Genomic DNA, 17,700 nt, shown 5'->3' on the forward strand with positions numbered 1-17,700 from the left:
AACTTTCGTCACACTTGCTTCTGCTGATTCTTCTTTTCGTTGTCCTAAGAATGATCACTCCATCTACTGAGCGAAATGAAATTCGCCGAAGTAATCCTTTCGTGCGGTAAACTAAACATATTGTACAAAGTAAAATTCACGAACTAATCTCTGGACCGCCTATGTAAAAAGCAATAATAAAAACGCTCGCCTCTCTTCACCACAAATATCAAAGATGTTATTTCGATCCAATTGCAAAATTGTAATAAAAGTTATATATATTTGAAAAAGCATAAAATAGTTGGGTTTTAAAACTGAATTCGTATACTGTGGTGCTAAAATTATCTTTGCTAAGCATACTATTTTAAAATGCCAGCTTTCAAAGGTTTGTCAATTTATTTTTAATAAATATCGTCTAGGTTATGAAAAATTTACTACTACTTTTGTTTGCACTTTTAGCTTTTGCTTCCTGCTCGAAACAGACATTAAAGAATAATGTTGCGATTACAGGAATAGATTCCAAATTGCGGCCCGGTGATAATTTTTTTAGATATGTAAATGGTAAATGGTACGATTCGGTACCAATTCCTGCCTCCCAAACTGGAGTTGGTGCCTACATGTTTATGAATTATCCACAACGGATACGCCTACAAGGAATATTGGACAGTATTTCACAAAGCAGGAATCCTATAGGGAGCCCGGAACAGAAGGTAGCTGATTTTTATGCCTCAGGCATGGACACTGTAAGGATCGACGAACGCACTTACAAACCTATTAAACCACTTCTGGCCAAAATTGAAACTATCAACGACATACCGTCCTTAATGAATTTTGTGGCAGGTGAAGCAAAAATGGACAATTCTTCAATTATAGCTTTTGGGGTGTCACCTGATGATAAAAATAGCAGTAGGAACATAGCACATACCTACCAAACAGGTATTGGTTTGCCTGACAGGGACTACTATTTCAAATCAGATTCATCAACTGTTGCCATACAAGAATCATACAAAAAATACATTGCCACTTTATTTCAAAATACAGGCAGCAATGCCGAAGAGGCCAAAAAAAATGCTGATCTGGTTTATGATATTGACAAACAACTCGCCGATTCGCATAAAACAAAAGTGGAACTTCGAGATGTACAAGCTAATTATAATAAAATAGCTGTGACAGATCTTGTAAAAAGACATCCCAACATAGGTTGGGCTGATTTGCTTAATAATTTAGGTGCTCAAACAGATTCTCTTGATGTTGGCCAACCAGCCTATTATGATACCCTTAATACCCTTTTACAGACTATTCCCATCAATAATTGGAAAATTTATTTAAAAGCAAATACAATAGCAAGATATGCAGATGATTTAAGCAAACCTTTTGTAGATGCCGCATTTGAGTACACTAAAGTACTTTCTGGTCAGGCAGTTCAAAAATCACGTGGCGAAAAGATGGCTAGTGCTGTTGATAATTACCTAGGCGAAGCCCTTGGGCAATTGTATGTAAAGAAATATTTTTCGGAGGATGCCAAGAAACGAATGTTGATCCTGGTGAATAATGTACAAAAAGCCTACGCTGTGAGAATTGATAAGTTGGAATGGATGAGTGACGGTACAAAACAAAAAGCGAAAGAGAAACTGTTTGCGATCACCAAGAAAATAGGATATCCAGATAAATGGAAAGATTACAAAAATGTGCATATTGCAAGAGATACATATTTTGAAAACGTCGTGTCGGCTGCTGCAGCTGGATATGAACGACAATTAGCAAAATTAGGCAAACCTGTTGATAAGGCAGAATGGTATACAACTCCTTCAACGGTTACGGCGTATAATAATCCTACGGCAAATGAGATTGTCTTTCCGGCAGGTATTTTACAAGCGCCATATTTTGATAATAATGTGGATGACGCCCTCAACTATGGAGGTATTGGAATGGTTATAGGCCATGAAATAACCCATACTTTTGATGATCAAGGCGCTCAATACGATAAAGAGGGTAACTTAAAAGACTGGTGGACAAAAGAGGATTATAAAAAATTTAAGTCAAGAATACAACAAGTTATCGATTTGTACAGTACCTATACAGTATTGGACTCTTTACACATCAAAGGCGACATGACTGTTGGTGAAAACACGGCAGATATTGCGGGAATAGCGGTCGCTTATGATGCTTTTAAAATGACCCAACAAGGACAAGACACAAAAAAAATTGGAGGTTTTACTGCAGACCAACGCTTCTTTTTATCTATTGCCAAAATATGGAGAGTAAAAATGAAAGACGAATACCTGCGCTTGTGGATCAATAACAATCCTCATTCCCCACCAGTTTGGCGTGTCAATGGTCCTCTAATGAATACCTCCCCTTTTTACGAAGCATTTGATGTAAAACCTGAAGATAAAATGTTTTTACCAATGAAGGATAGAATAATAATTTGGTAGTAACGCGACAACATCAAAGATATTTCTTAAACCTCTAACGTACATGGCTGTCAAAACACAAAAAACAGCTAGAGACTTCATAATACGATCTTGGCATTAATAAAAACTATAAATGGAAAACAGACCCAAAGTTGGCATTGGAGTAATTATAATTAAAGGCAACAAAATCCTTCTTGGCAAAAGAAAAAATACACATGGCGAAGGAAGCTGGTGCTACCCTGGAGGCCACCTAGAGTTTGGTGAGTCATGGGAAGAATGTTCCCGCAGAGAAGTCTGGGAAGAAGTAGGAATTCAAATTAAAAATCTTCGTTTTGGAACCATTACCAACGATATTTTTGAAAACGAACATAAACATTATATCACAATTAGCATGATCTCAGACTATGAATCCGGCGAAGTAAAACTTATGGAACCTGATAAATTCGACAAATGGGAATGGTTTGAATGGGATAAATTACCCTCACCACTTTTCTTACCAACAATCAACCAACTAAAAGAAGGCTTTAATCCCTTTTAATGTCACACTGCAAAAGACAATTCCTTATCTAAATCAAAAAAAGTTTTTTTTCAAAACAAACCTTTTTAAACAAAAAATAAACAGTGTGATACAATCGTAACCTCCCACAAACACACATTTATAATGAGTGCCTACTTTGACTTATAAAAACAATTCGTAGCGCTTGCAACGCAGCTTACTAAAAAGAGCCCCGTGCCCCCGCAGTTGCATTTCCTCCTTATTCCAAATATTAGACAACTAACAATCTTCCCGCGCTGTCGTAAAATTATATTCCAAATCCTTTTTATTTAGTATTGAGCGACGATTTTCTTCTCACCTCTATACTAGATGCGCAAACTTTACCCGCACAAAAAGTAAAGTATAAAAACCTTGATTTTAACTTATGCAACAAGTAAGTGAAATTTATGACAAAGATTTCAAAGAAAAAGCCATCCAATTGAGTTATGAGTGAACCAATCGATCTAAACTAGCCAGAGAACTGGGAGTAACAGCATAGCAGTTGCACAAATGGTACAAAGAGTTCGAGGAGTTTAGAGAGGGAAGTTTTCCTGAAAAGGGAATTTAAAACTAAGTCCTGAACAAGAAAAAATTCACGAACTGGAGAAAAGACGGAAATATACAGAGCTAGAGCGCGATATATAAAAAAGCAATCGGCATTTTTTCCAAGAGTAGTCGATGATTTATAGTTTCATAAAAACAACGTAAAAATATTTCCGATTAAAAAGATAGATAAAGTACTACATGTTGGTTAAAAAAGTTATAATCAATGGAAAAGTCAGTCAGTTTCAAGGCAAAAACCAAGAGCTGAGCTCGGTTCATAAAAAACAACTTCCATCTATTTTGAATCAAAACAAGATTTGGAAGTCCAAGAATAACTCCCGAATTTTAGCGGTGTTATTTTATTCAACCTACTTTTATAAAGATTTTTTAGTTTGAAAATCACAATTTTGCATTCTTTTATAGATGCTCCGATAAAAAACAATACATTAGTGAAATTAAATTTTATCAAAAAATTGTTGTAAAAAACACCTCAAACCGATCTCTTTATGAAAAAAACAGTACTATCGTTGCTCTTAGTTGGATTTTTTACGACAATGCATGCCCAACCATCAAAAACACCAGCAGCTACTCCTGCGCCAAAAGAAGAATATTCAGCTGCAAATCTTATTTTCAATCCGGATTCGCAGGTGGTAACGGAACACAGCACGACTATCAAAGGTCAAAAAGTGCCTTACAAAGCAACCACTGGGACGATGCCGGTTTGGGACGAGGATGGAAAAGCAATTGCCGGATTATTTTACACGTATTATGAGCGATCTGATGTAAAAGATCGTGCTGCCCGCCCTTTAGTCATCTCCTTTAATGGCGGTCCAGGTTCCGCTTCGGTTTGGATGCAGATTGCTTACACGGGTCCTACTTTAATTAATATTGATGATGAAGGCTATCCGTTACAGCCTTATGGAATCAAGGAAAATCCATATTCGATATTGGATGTCGCCGATATTGTTTTTGTAAATCCTGTTAATACCGCCTATTCAAGAGCGACAAGTAAAGAAATACCAACCACTAAATTCTTTGGTGTAAATGCCGACATTAAATACCTTGCTGATTGGATTAATGGATTTGTATCCCGAACCAATCGTTGGGCTTCACCCAAATATCTCATTGGTGAAAGTTATGGTACTACGCGTGTTTCCGGATTGGCACTAGAATTACAAAATAGTGAATGGATGTATTTGAACGGCGTTATTTTAGTATCGCCAACTGAATTGGGAATCACTCGTGGAGTCGCTTCTGAAGCTGCACTGAAACTGCCTTATTTTGCTGCTACGGCTTGGTTCCATAAAAAATTACCTGCTGATTTACAGAACAAAGATTTAACGGATATGCTGCCTGAAGTAGAAGAATTCACCATAAATGAACTGCTTCCCGCAATGAGCAAAGGAGGCGCATTGGACGATCAAAAAAGAAAAGAAATCGCGTCCAAAATTGCGCGCTATTCCGGGCTTTCGGAAAAAGTGGTTTTACAAAATAATTTAGATGTTCCCTATGATTATTTCTGGAAAGAATTGTTACGCGATCAAGGATTTACCGTAGGAAGATTAGATTCTCGTTACAAAGGAATTGACCGTAAAACCGCTGGTGACAGTCCTGATTTTAATGCCGAACTTACTTCTTGGCTCCACTCCTTTACTCCTGCCATCAATATGTACTTGCGCAATAATTTGAATTACAAAACCGATTTCAAATACAATATGTTTGGTTCTGTGCGGCCTTGGGATGATTCCAATGATAAAACCGGAGAAAACCTGCGTCAAGCCATGGCTCAAAATCCGTATTTGCATGTAATGGTTCAGTCCGGCTATTATGACGGGGCTTGTGATTATTTCAATTCAAAATACAACATGTGGCAAATGGATCCAAGCGGAAGACTAAATGACAGAATGTCCTGGAAAGGTTACAGAAGCGGGCACATGATGTATTTGAGAAAAGTAGATTTAGAAACTGCCAACGAGGATATCAGACAATTTATAAAACAATCTTTGCCGAAAGCCGGAGAGTCGGCAAAATATTAGTGGATAAAAAATTTCTAAAAAGGCTGTTCAAAATAATTTTGAACAGCCTTTTTTATTTTTTACATATACATTGGCTAATATAAAATACGTAACGGCATTTATGGGTAAAACAAAACCTATTTTTGTGACGTGAAAAAATCAGTTTCAATTATTGGAGGAGGACCCGCAGCACTTATACTGGCTGCATTATTGGATTGTGAGAAATTCAAGGTTACAGTCTACGAAAAAAACAAAACACTGGGAAGGAAATTTTTGGTGGCCGGAAAAGGGGGATTTAACCTCACCCATTCGGAACCCATTGCCGAATTGATTGCACGCTATACACCACCTCATTTTTTGGAAAGAGCATTGCTTGATTTTGATAATGAAGACTTTAGACAGTGGATAGATACCATCGGTATCCCAACCTATATTGGCAGTAGCAAACGAGTATATCCTGAAAGTGGCATCAAACCCATAACAGTACTCAACGCAATTCTGGATGTTTTGACTAAGCAAGGTGTCGCTATTCAATACCAACACACCTGGACGGGCTGGAGGAACAAAGATGACATCGTTTTCAATACAGATACAGCAATAAAATCCGACTATACCATTTTTGCCCTGGGCGGTGGTAGCTGGAAGATCACCGGTTCTGATGGTGCCTGGCTAGATTTATTTGAAAGGAAAAATATTCCTATCGTTGCTTTTCAATCTTCGAATTGTGCGTATCGGGTGAACTGGCCGGAAGATTTCATCTTGGAACATGAAGGCAGTCCGCTTAAAAATATTGCGATTAGCTGTTTGAATAAAAGACAAAAAGGCGAAGCGGTTATCACACGTTTCGGTTTAGAAGGAAATGCTATTTATGCACTTAGTCCACACATTCGGGAAGAATTGGAAAGTCAACAAAAAGCTACAATTTTCCTAGATCTCAAACCAACCTTATGTCATGAAGATTTGCTTGACAAAATTAGAAAATCAACTTTTAAAAAGACGAGCGAAACATTACAGAAAGAAGTAAAATTGAGTCCCGCTCAAATTGGACTTTTGAAAAAATACCTTTCGAAAGAAATCTACTTGAATCCAGAATTATTGGCTCAAAATATTAAAAAATTAAGCCTCGAAATTACCGGTGCTGCGTTATTGAACGATGCGATATCAACGACAGGCGGTATCCAACTGAATGCTGTGGACGAAAATTTTCAACTAAAAGATAAAAAAAGTAATTATTGCATTGGTGAAATGCTCGACTGGGATGCACCTACCGGCGGCTATCTCTTGCAAGCTTGTTTTAGTATGGGAATGCACCTCGCGCGCCACTTAAACAGTCTTTCTTAGATTTTATTACAACACCATTTCTTCAAACAAGCGTTGTGTTGTTTGTTCTAAATCATCACACAATCCTGGATGTGGTCTTGAGGTTTGAATGGCGGAACTGCGAAGTGCTGTTAACCACCGGAAACGCGATGGAATATCAAATTGTCCTATTGGTCCTCCTGATTTTTCGCCATGCGCTACTTTGGCAAATGCCTGTATATTTAAATGCAATTGTTCTTTATCCAAATCATCTGAAAAAACTTGGAGTTTGGATTCATTTACTGCATACAAAACCTTGATGAATTTTGCTTTTTTACAAAAAAGAATAATACCCACATTGAGGAATTCTTCGCGTTCTACCCTTGGCACAACCCGGATTACGGCATACTCATATAAGTGCTTTTCTTGCATTTTGTGCTTCGTTTATAAAAATTTCGGAATGGTTCAAACGTGTTATTAAAAACTGAAAATAGACTTCCCGAATTGCATCCGGAGTTTCATCGGTATCTTCCCAATGGAGCCATACTTCCGGAATCAGATTCACGATATTTTGCAATACATCGTCAGTCATTATTTTTTTGAATGCTACATCAGTTTCTATTAATAAAGAAGCCTGAGGCAACAAAACATGGTCTTTAATCAGTGCAAAAGGACTTTGTGCTTGCTTTTCCCAATTGGTCCACGAATAATGAAAATAAAGACTTGCGCCGTGATCGATCAACCATAATTCTTTATGCCAGATCAACATATTGGTGTTTCTAAAGGTTCTGTCCACATTGGTGATAAAAGCATCTAACCAAACAATTTGGGAAGCTAGTTTTGGGTTAACCAACGTGACAACAGGATCAAAATTTATGGCTCCCGATAAATAATGCAAAGCTAAATTCAGACCCTGACTCCCTTGAAGCAAGTCCTGAATTTCTTCGTCGGCTTCACTGCGGCCAAAAGCTTCGTCGAGATTTGCAAAAACGAGTTCCGGCATTTTCAAGTTTAATACACGAGCAATTTCTCCACCGATTAATTCGGCAATTAAGGCTTTTACGCCATGTCCAGCACCTTTGAATTTCAGTACATATTTAAAATCGTCATCGGCTTCAGCGAGCGCAGGCAAAGAGCCGCCTTCCCGCAAAGGAGCGATGTATCGTGTAACATTTACGGTTCTAAGATGGGGTGTTTTTTCCATAATCGAATTGGATAAAGCTATTTTGCTTGGATACAAACTTACAAATAAGTAGAAGAATTTAGTATCTATTTTGCAGAATGATTGCTAACAATCTGTCCGTCTGACGAAAAATTAACCTTATAAAGAATATTTTTTATTGCTAAATTGTATCAATAATAAGTTGAATAAATTAGCTATTCATAAAAAAATTACCGGAAACTATAATGAGATTCCTCCCTCGTCGGAATGACAAAAGGAAAAGAAATACAATGGTAAAAGACAAAATACTACTCCACGTTTTCTATAGTCAAAAAAGCTTTTCCAATATTCGCAATCACATCTGAAGCGATAAAAGATTGATAGCCCGTTTCTGGCAAGGCAATATCCGCGGTTAATCCGTGAAGATACACGCCAAGAATTGCGGCACTAATGGGTTCATAGGCTTGTGCCAAGAGACTTGTAATCATTCCCGTCAAAACATCACCCGTTCCGGCGGTTGCAAGCGCAGCATTTCCGGAGGTATTTTCATATACCGTTTCACCATCAATGATTTGGGTGGGTGCGCCTTTCATAACGATTATAATTTCGTGTTGTTTGGAGAAAGAGATTGCTTTATTCATTTTTTCTTCTTCGAAATGCCATTTTCCAATTAATCGTTCCAGTTCTTTGGGATGTGGCGTTAGGATTGTTTTGGGCGGTACTAAAGAAAACCATTCTTTGTTTTGGGATAAAATATTCAGTGCATCGGCATCGATCACTAAAGGCGTTTTATTTGTTTTTAAAAACTGATGTAGCGCATTTTGGGTTTCTACGGCCTGACCCAATCCAGGACCAATTCCGATGGCTTGTGGTGTAATGTCGAAAGTAATATTGGAAATTGATTTCTCCTGATTGTCAGTTAAAACCATGACTTCTGGGATTGAGATTTGTAAAATATCGTATCCACATTTCGGAATGAAAACGGTAACTAATCCGCAACCGGTTTTCAAAGCCGCTTTAGAGGATAAGCTCACTGCTCCTATTTTGCCGTAACTTCCGCCAATGATTAAAGCGTGTCCTTGAATACCTTTGTGGGTATGTTTGTCTGGTTGTTTGAAGCGTTTTAGAATTTCTTTTTGGTCAATATAAATAGGATTCGTCATGGAAATTTATTTGTTTAAAATTACGAATTTAATAGGATACAAATTCGTTATTTGAACCGAAATTCCCTAGCCCTGATTATAACGGAAATCCTTATTATATGCCTTTTTGGCGAATAATAAGATTACAGTGAAAAGCAGGAAATAGCTCCTAAAAATACTTATTACAAATCCTACAGTACAGATTGTTCCGAAAACGTTTGAAACTTTAAACTTTGCTTCGCTCCGCCTTTGTCACCCGAAATAAAATCAATAAATTAGCAAAATTAAATTTTATAGAAAAACACAATGAAAAATACTGCGCTTACGCACATACACGAGAGTTTGGGAGCAAAAATGCTACCGTTTGCCGGATACAATATGCCCATTTTATATGAAGGAGTGAATGCGGAACATGAAACGGTGCGCAATGCCGTGGGTGTTTTTGACGTTTCTCACATGGGTGAATTCCTGCTTACGGGTCCAAATGCATTGGCTTTAATTCAGAAAGTGACTACGAATGACGCTTCGACTTTGACTATCGGAAAAGCGCAATATTCTTGTTTTCCAAATAATGATGGTGGAATTGTAGATGATTTGCTTGTTTATAAAATGAAAGATGAGCAGTATTTATTAGTAGTAAATGCGTCGAATATTGAGAAAGATTGGGATTGGATTTCGGCTCAAAATGATTTGGGTGTGGAGATGAAAAACCTTTCGGATGATTATTCATTATTGGCAATTCAAGGGCCAAAAGCGGTTGAAGCAATGCAATCGTTGACTTCAAAAGATTTATCTGCGATTCCGTATTACCATTTTGAAGTGGGTGAATTTGCGGGTATCAAAGATGTAATTATTTCGGCTACAGGGTATACTGGTTCTGGAGGTTTTGAAATTTATTGTAAAAATTCAGAAGTAGAACAAATTTGGACTAAAGTTTTTGAAGCAGGTGCGGCATTTGGAATCAAGCCAATTGGTCTTGCAGCTCGTGACACGTTGCGATTGGAAATGGGTTTCTGTTTGTACGGAAATGACATTAATGACACGACTTCGCCACTGGAAGCTGGTTTGGGATGGATTACAAAGTTCACAAAAGAATTCACGAATTCAGAAAATCTGAAAAAACAAAAAGAAGCGGGTGTTTCTAAAAAACTGGTTGCTTTTGAAATGCAGGAACGTGCGGTGCCAAGACACGATTACGAAATTGTAGATGCAACAGGAAATTTAATCGGAATTGTAACTTCGGGAACGATGTCACCTTCAATGAATAAAGGAATAGGAATGGGGTATGTAACTTCAGAAAACAGTGCTTTGGAAAGCGATATCTTTATCCGAATCCGTAAAAATGATGTTCCTGCTAAAGTGGTAAAATTGCCTTTTTATAAGAAATAAAATCATTGCATAAAATTTAGAATAACTGTATTTTTGTAGTTCAAAATAAGAAAAAGTAATGGGAAGAGCGTTTGAGTTTAGAAAAGGAAGAAAAATGAAACGTTGGTCAGCAATGGCCAAAGCATTTACCAGAATAGGAAAAGATATTGTAATGGCCGTAAAAGAAGGCGGACCAAATCCTGATGCCAATTCTAGATTACGAGCCGTGATCCAGAACTCTAAGGCAGTGAATATGCCAAAAGAAAATGTGGAACGCGCCATTAAAAAAGCAACCGATAAAGACACGGCCAATTATAAAGAAGTTTTATTTGAAGGATATGCACCGCATGGTATTGCCATTCTGGTTGAAACTGCTACTGATAATAATAACAGAACGGTGGCTAATGTTAGGAGTTATTTTAACAAATGCAATGGCACATTGGGAACACAAGGTTCAGTTGAATTTATGTTTGATCACACCTGTAATTTTAGAATCCCGGCAAACGGAATTGATCCTGAAGAACTAGAGTTAGAGTTAATCGATTTTGGTGCTGAAGAAGTTTTTGAAGACGAAGATGGTATTTTAATATATGCGCCCTTTGGAAGTTTTGGAACCATTCAAAAAGAATTAGAAAACAGAGGACTGGAAATTCTTTCTTCCGGATTTGAAAGAATCCCCCAAATTACTAAAAAACTATCGGAAGCTGAAATGGCCGATGTAGAAAAATTAATTGAAAAAATGGAAGAAGACGATGATGTCATGAACGTGTATCATACTATGGAAGAAGCATAAACTTAATTTCTACAATACCTAAAACTCTAGCTTCGGCTGGAGTTTTTTTGCCTGAAAATGTATGACTTTAAAATTATGCCTCGGTCATTTATTGTTTTAAATATTCTCTGGAGTGTCCCATATCCTTTTTTATCAGGTGCTCAAGTAATAAATCAAAAATAAAAAAATACAATATTTAATTAAAAAATACAAGTTCCATTATTTAGTGAATATAAGTTTAATTCACGGTCTATAATTAACACGATGAGATTTAGCAAACGAGTATTTTTAATATATTTTTTCCTGATATCAAGTTTCTTATATTTGCCTACTTTTTGATAAATGCGACGCCTAAAAAACAAGCGAAACAGCCAGCAAGTGAGAACATAATTATTTAAAAATAGAGCACCATCATTGAATATTAAGAATAAAAGGGAAAATTATTTTTTGTGACAATTTTCAGCAGAATGTAGTCACTGATTGAATGCGTGTAGTGAATTAACTAAATATTCCTAATACAGAATATCGTTCTAAGGAACGTTTTAAATTATAACATATATGACAAACAACATTCTAATTGAAAATCAATATAAAAGAACCAGTTTATTTGAAAAAGAAAATGTAAACTATTTAGTGCGTATTTTAAAAAGGTTTAATACTGTACCAAAGATAAATAACATCAATATAATCACCTCAACTAGTGAGCCTACTATTTTCAAAATTATACCCAATAAATCGATTATTATTGGCTCGTCCTTTTTGAACAAACCTATTTTAGCTCTAGTTTATTTAAGATATGGTATTGAATGGCAGTTATGGTACAAAGCGTTGAATAACGAAAAAAAAGAGGCTGTTTTATGCGATATCGCTGCACTTGAAGTGATTCGAATATTTTATAATTTACTACCTAAAGATGATAAAGAAAAATTAGAAGATCTTGATTATGTTTTAATTAATTTAATCAAAAATGATACCTATTTAAATACAGAATCTTCATTAATAAACGAAGAGCTACAATCTTTCCATGGTTTAAAAAATTTAAATACTGAACTCAAAGAATCTTGGAAACCTATTGTTGAAAATCTAGCAAAACCCACCGAATACTTATTAATGTCTGGAGGAGATCTTAGATTGAATATTGACGAAATTCATTTGCTAAACAAATATGGATGTCGCCCATTCCCAAGACCTGATGCATTTACTTTTGCCTCATCTACGGCGTCCAGCGTTTCAAATTTTGCTTTTGATAAAACCGATAAAGTGAGAAGTATATTAATTAGAAACAGCTTGAAAAACAGTTTTAAAAATACTACTACCGAGTTTTCTGAATTACTAAAAAATAACCTTAGAAAAATATTTAAATTAAATGAGGAATGTGAAATAATTTTTTCTCCATCAGGTACCGATTCGTCGCTGCAAATAGCAGCTATAACACAAATTATTTCCGACAAAGAAATTACACACATTTTGGTAGCCTCTGATGAAACTGGTAGTGGCGTTGCTGCCGCCTTAAAAGGATGCCACTTTGAAAACACTACTGCACTAAATTATCCAATTAAAAAAGACACTAAAATTGAAGGCTTTAGAGAGGTTGATTTAATTAAAATCCCTTTTCGAGATGAAAATGGCGCATCAAAATCTTCTGCTCAATTAGATAAGGAAGTATTTGATGCCGTTATCAAGACCAAAAATCAAGGCAGGCACATCGTGTTACATACTATGGACCAATCAAAATTAGGGTATCAATCTCCCAGTGACGAATTTATAAAAAAACTAAATACACTTGAAAATTTATCAATTCAGATTATTGTAGATGGCTCACAGCTTAGATTAGATCCAAAAGACATACAAAATTATTTAAACAAAGGGTATATTGTTACTATAACAGGAAGTAAATTTTTCACGGGCCCTCCATACTGCGGTGCATTAATTCTACCTAAAAGTGTCAACAAATTAATACATTCTGTAAAAAACACATTGCCCAAAGGTTTAACCCAATATTACAATCATTCTGATTGGCCGGCTTCGTGGTTTTGTTCCAATGAATTATCCGATGGGTATAACTATGGTTCCTATATGCGCTGGAATGCGGCCGTAGTTGAAATGGACAGATACTACAAAACACCTGTTTTATATCGAAATATGGGTATTGAGATGTTTTGCAATTTTGTTGATGATTCCATAAAAGAAGCCACTTTTTTACAGCCTATTTATGGTGATGAAACAAAAACGAAGAGTTACAGTAGTAAAGAATTTGGAATACGAAATATCCGTACCATTTTTCCTTTCTTTATTTTTAAAGATAATGAAGTTTTATCTGTTGATAATGTAAAAAAATTATATACGTTATTAAATACTGATTTATCGGATCAGTTTGAAGGTTCTTCATTAGAAATCATTCGGCTTGCTGCCCAAAAATGCCATATTGGTCAAGCAGTTAATGTAAAATATACTACTGAAATTGAAAGTGCTATTTTAAGAATTAGTTTGGGAGCAAGAGTTATTTCTGAAAGTTGGGTCAACAGAGATATTAGTCTCTTTTTTAGAAACATAGAATTACAAATGAGCCAGATCACGATCACTATTAAAAAAATCGAATTAATACTTAGTACTCCTGAATTATTGGATTAACCAAAAAAGTATTCTTCTTTATATGATCAATAAAAAAGTCCCATTTGCAAAAGCTAATGGGACTTTTTATTTATAATTTCAACTTATTTTATCATTTCTATTTTTTGAACTTCTTCTTGGTTTATACTGTCAAAGAAACCTTGTTCATGCATCCAATCATCACTAAATACTTTACTCATATAACGAGAACCGTGATCTGGAAATATGGCAATAACAACACTGTTAACATCAAACTCGCCTTGATCAGCATATTGCTTGATGGCTTGCAAAACAGCTCCTGAAGTATATCCTACAAATAAACCTTCTTTCCTTGTGATTTCTCGAGCCGCATGAGCACTTTCTTCGTCAGTTACTTTCATGAATTTATCAATAATATCAAAATCCGTTGCTGATGGAATTAAGTTCTTCCCTAAACCTTCTATTCGGTACGGATAAATTTCATCATTATCGAATTCTCCAGTTTCATGGTACTTTTTTAATACGGATCCAAAAGCATCGACTCCAAGAATTCTAATGTTTGGATTTTGTTCTTTTAAGTATTTTGCAGTACCGGAAATAGTTCCTCCTGTTCCACTACAAGCAATTAAGTGTGTGATTGCACCATTTGTTTGCTTCCAAATTTCTGGACCGGTAGACTTATAATGCGCATCAACATTCAACTGATTGAAATATTGGTTGATATACACCGAGCCTTTTGTTTCTTCATGCAAACGTTTGGCAACATTGTAATACGAACGTTTATCATCAGCAGAAACATGCGCCGGACAAACATACACTTTAGCGCCTAAGCTGCGAAGCATGTCTATTTTGTCTTTAGATGATTTAGAACTAACAGCCAGAATACAGCTATATCCTTTTATAATACTCACCATTGCTAAACTGAAACCCGTATTGCCGGATGTTGTTTCAATTATAGTATCACCAGGAGATAAAACGCCTCTCTTTTCAGCTTCTTCAATTATGTGCAATGCTATTCTGTCTTTGGAGGAATGTCCCGGATTAAAAGCTTCTACTTTTGCATAAAAAGCACCTTCTAACTCTTCAGTGACTTTATTTAACTTAATAAGAGGAGTATTACCTATAAGTTCTAAGACATTATTGTAAGCGTTTACTTTTTTTTTCATAAAAAAAATAGTTAGTTGCAGCAATTTCTGATTACACAACGAAAGTTACAAATTTAACAAAAAAAAGCTATCTAGTTTTTAATTTTTTCTAAATCTAATAAAAAACTATATTCCTTTGCTAATTCCTTTAAGGCTTCAAACCGACCTGAAGCACCGCCGTGACCCGCATCCATATTCGTATTAAGATATAAAACGGTATCATTTGTTTTTTGAGTACGGAGCTTTGCAACCCACTTGGCAGGCTCCCAATATTGTACTTGTGAATCATGAAGTCCGGTAGAAACGAACATGTTAGGATAGTTTTGAGCTTTTACGTTGTCATAAGGAGAGTAAGATGCCATATAATCATAATATTTTTTCTCGTTTGGATTGCCCCATTCATCATATTCTCCTGTTGTCAGCGGAATCGTGTCATCAAGCATCGTGGTGATAACATCTACAAAAGGAACCTGCGCAATTACTCCGTTGTACAATTCCGGCGCCATATTGACAACTGCTCCCATTAATAATCCACCTGCTGAACCGCCCTCGGCATATAAATGTTTTGGTGAAGTATATTTTTCCTGAATCAAAAACTTAGAACAATCAATAAAATCAGTGAAGGTGTTTTTCTTTTTCAATAATTTTCCGTCCTCATACCATTGTCTTCCTAAATCTTCACCACCGCGAATGTGTGCTATGGCAAATACAAATCCTCGATCCAAAATTGACAAACGCGTAGATGAAAAATAAGCATCCATGGTAACGCCGTATGAACCGTAGGCATAAAGCAATACCGGATTATTCCCATCTTTTTTCAACCCCTTTTTGTACACCATAGAAATGGGTACTTTGGTACCATCTGTTGCTGTGGCCCAAACACGCTCTTCGATATAATTATTTTTATCAAATTTACCCCCAAGAACCTGTTGCTCTTTCTTGATTTCTTTCGCTTTGGTTTTCATATTAAAGTCAATAACTGATGATGGCGTTGCCAATGATTGGTAACTGTAACGCAAAATATCAGTATCAAAATCCACATTTGTCGTCGTATATGCGCTATACGTTTCGCTTCCAAATGGCAAATAATATTCTCCTTCTCCACTCCAAGGCATAATACGAATGTGGTTCAAACCATTGGAACGTTCTTCTACAACTAAATAGTTTCTAAAAATTTCGATATCTTCCAGTAAAACGTCTTTTCGATGCGCAATGACATCTTTCCAATTTTCTTTTGCAGTAGCGTTTTCAGGGGTTTTCATCAACTTGAAGTTAGTTGCTTTGTCCTTATTGGTCATGATATAAAAAGAATCTCCAAAATGAGAAATACTGTATTCTAAGCCGCGAACCCTTGGTTGAAAAACCACAAACTCTCCATCTGGAGTATCTGAATTTAAAATTCTGTACTCGGTTGTTAAGGTACTTCCGGAGCCTATTACAATATATTTTTTTGATTTTTCTTTGCCTACAGAAACATTGAACGTATCGTCTTTTTCATTAAAAACTAATATGTCAGTAGTTGAATCTGTGGCTAATTTATGTTTAAAAACTTTATCAGACCGCAAGGTAACTTTATCTTGTCTGGTGTAAAATATCGTTTTATTATCATTGGCCCAAACAGAACTTCCAGTAGCATTTTCAATCTTATCCGAAAGAATTTCTTCCGTCTCTAAGTTTTTGATTTGTATCGTATAAATACGTCTTCCAACGGTATCAATACCAAAACTCGCAAATTTATTGTCCGGACTCACGCTCAAACCACCCAATTGAAAGTAAGAATGGTCTTTGGCTAAGTCATTACAGTTGAATAAAATTTCTTCAGTAGCGGTAAGACTTCCTTTTTTTCTGGAATAAATGGGATAATCCTTTCCGGTTTCAAAACGCGTGATATAATAGTAACCATTGTATAAGTAAGGAACCGATTGATCGTCTTCCTTGATGCGGGCTTTCATTTCTTCGTATAATTCTTTCTGAAACCCTTTTGTATCCACAGTCATGGCTTCATAATACGTATTTTCTTGATTCAAATAATCAATCACTTCCAGGTTCTCTCTCTCGTTTAACCAGAAATAATTATCTACCCGTTTTTGGTTGTGTTTTTCTAAAGTTTTTGGAATTATTTTAGCTACGGGAGAAGGAATATTTTTTGACATTTGTTGCGCTTTTATATTAGTAATTGATGGTGCAAAAATAACACAAAGACAACTTAAGACGAGTTTATTTTTCATGAATATTTTATTGATTATAACTATGCAATATAGTAATTTTGTAAATCAAATTAATTTAAAAAATTAAAACATGGATTTAATGGGAATGATGGGCAAACTTAAAGAGACCCAACAAAAGATAGAAGACACAAAAAAACGTTTAGATACTGTTCTTATAGACGAACAAAGCACTGATGGTTTATTGAAAGTTACTTTGACTGCCAACAGAACCCTAAAATCAATTATTATTGACGACACTCTATTAGCAGATAAAGAGCAACTGGAAGATTATTTGATTTTAGTATTGAATAAAGCAATCGAAAAAGCGACAAATGTCAATCAGAGCGAACTGGATGTCGTTACTAAAATGGATATGCCAATGATTCCCGGAATGGAAGATTTGTTTAAATAAAAAAGTTTAAAGTTTAAGGTTTAACGTTTTTTGATCACGATATGTCCCGTCCTGAAATAGCGATACACAAAAAGTATCCTAATGGAAAAACATGAAGAAACACGCTATGTGAAGCGGA

General features: G+C 35.8%; 13 protein-coding genes. 8 read left to right on the forward strand and 5 right to left on the reverse strand.

The features are described 5' to 3' along the window. The first annotated feature begins 401 nt into the window (after positions 1–401). The 4 genes from EKM02_RS10205 (at position 402) to EKM02_RS10220 (ending at position 6,827) form a co-directional block, all read left to right on the forward strand. The gene (locus EKM02_RS10205) at positions 402–2,414 is read left to right on the forward strand and encodes a M13 family metallopeptidase (RefSeq protein ID WP_126454815.1); all 2,013 of its coding nucleotides are present in this window, start codon (positions 402–404) and stop codon (positions 2,412–2,414) included. A 112-nt stretch (positions 2,415–2,526) separates the two neighbouring features. Then, complete coding sequence (locus EKM02_RS10210) at positions 2,527–2,931, forward strand: nucleotide triphosphate diphosphatase NUDT15 (protein ID WP_126454817.1); 405 nt, start codon at positions 2,527–2,529, stop codon at positions 2,929–2,931. Between the two features lie 1,046 nt (positions 2,932–3,977). Then, complete coding sequence (locus EKM02_RS10215; RefSeq protein WP_126454819.1) at positions 3,978–5,507, forward strand: S10 family peptidase; 1,530 nt, start codon at positions 3,978–3,980, stop codon at positions 5,505–5,507. 129 nt (positions 5,508–5,636) lie between these two features. Then, on the forward strand, positions 5,637–6,827 hold the full coding sequence (locus EKM02_RS10220) for an NAD(P)/FAD-dependent oxidoreductase (RefSeq protein ID WP_126454821.1): 1,191 nt from the start codon (positions 5,637–5,639) through the stop codon (positions 6,825–6,827). A gap of 6 nt (positions 6,828–6,833) precedes the next feature. Here EKM02_RS10220 and EKM02_RS10225 read toward each other — a convergent pair whose 3' ends face one another. From EKM02_RS10225 to EKM02_RS10235, 3 genes are all read right to left on the reverse strand, one after another. Continuing rightward, complete coding sequence (locus EKM02_RS10225; protein WP_126454823.1) at positions 6,834–7,217, reverse strand: DUF3037 domain-containing protein; 384 nt, start codon at positions 7,215–7,217, stop codon at positions 6,834–6,836. Next, positions 7,195–7,989 (reverse strand): HipA family kinase, encoded by a 795-nt coding sequence (locus EKM02_RS10230; RefSeq protein WP_126454825.1) that lies wholly within the window; start codon positions 7,987–7,989, stop codon positions 7,195–7,197. The genes EKM02_RS10225 and EKM02_RS10230 overlap by 23 nt, the downstream gene beginning before the upstream one ends. A gap of 266 nt (positions 7,990–8,255) precedes the next feature. Then, entirely contained in the window at positions 8,256–9,110 is an 855-nt protein-coding gene (locus tag EKM02_RS10235) for an NAD(P)H-hydrate dehydratase (protein WP_126454827.1), read from the reverse strand. Positions 9,111–9,395: 285 nt separating this feature from the next. Here EKM02_RS10235 and gcvT point away from each other — a divergent pair, with 285 nt between their 5' ends. The 3 genes from gcvT to EKM02_RS10250 all read left to right on the forward strand — a co-directional run bounded on the left by gcvT (position 9,396) and on the right by EKM02_RS10250 (position 13,860). Further along, positions 9,396–10,478, forward strand: coding sequence for a glycine cleavage system aminomethyltransferase GcvT (gene gcvT / locus EKM02_RS10240; RefSeq protein WP_126454829.1), 1,083 nt, complete (start codon positions 9,396–9,398; stop codon positions 10,476–10,478). A 58-nt stretch (positions 10,479–10,536) separates the two neighbouring features. Next, complete coding sequence (locus EKM02_RS10245) at positions 10,537–11,250, forward strand: YebC/PmpR family DNA-binding transcriptional regulator (RefSeq protein WP_126454832.1); 714 nt, start codon at positions 10,537–10,539, stop codon at positions 11,248–11,250. A gap of 537 nt (positions 11,251–11,787) precedes the next feature. Then, positions 11,788–13,860 (forward strand): hypothetical protein, encoded by a 2,073-nt coding sequence (locus tag EKM02_RS10250; protein WP_126454834.1) that lies wholly within the window; start codon positions 11,788–11,790, stop codon positions 13,858–13,860. 83 nt (positions 13,861–13,943) lie between these two features. Here the strand turns inward: EKM02_RS10250 and EKM02_RS10255 are convergent, their stop codons facing one another. Further along, positions 13,944–14,984, reverse strand: a complete 1,041-nt coding sequence (locus EKM02_RS10255; protein WP_199878482.1) for a PLP-dependent cysteine synthase family protein — start codon at positions 14,982–14,984, stop codon at positions 13,944–13,946. A gap of 71 nt (positions 14,985–15,055) precedes the next feature. Next, on the reverse strand, positions 15,056–17,191 hold the full coding sequence (locus tag EKM02_RS10260; protein WP_199878483.1) for a S9 family peptidase: 2,136 nt from the start codon (positions 17,189–17,191) through the stop codon (positions 15,056–15,058). Positions 17,192–17,261: 70 nt separating this feature from the next. Here EKM02_RS10260 and EKM02_RS10265 point away from each other — a divergent pair, with 70 nt between their 5' ends. Beyond that, the gene (locus EKM02_RS10265; RefSeq protein WP_126454841.1) at positions 17,262–17,582 is read left to right on the forward strand and encodes a YbaB/EbfC family nucleoid-associated protein; all 321 of its coding nucleotides are present in this window, start codon (positions 17,262–17,264) and stop codon (positions 17,580–17,582) included. Positions 17,583–17,700 lie beyond the last annotated feature (118 nt).

Origin of the sequence: Flavobacterium sp. RSP49, from assembly GCF_003968735.1 — a bacterium.
Lineage (GTDB): Bacteria > Bacteroidota > Bacteroidia > Flavobacteriales > Flavobacteriaceae > Flavobacterium.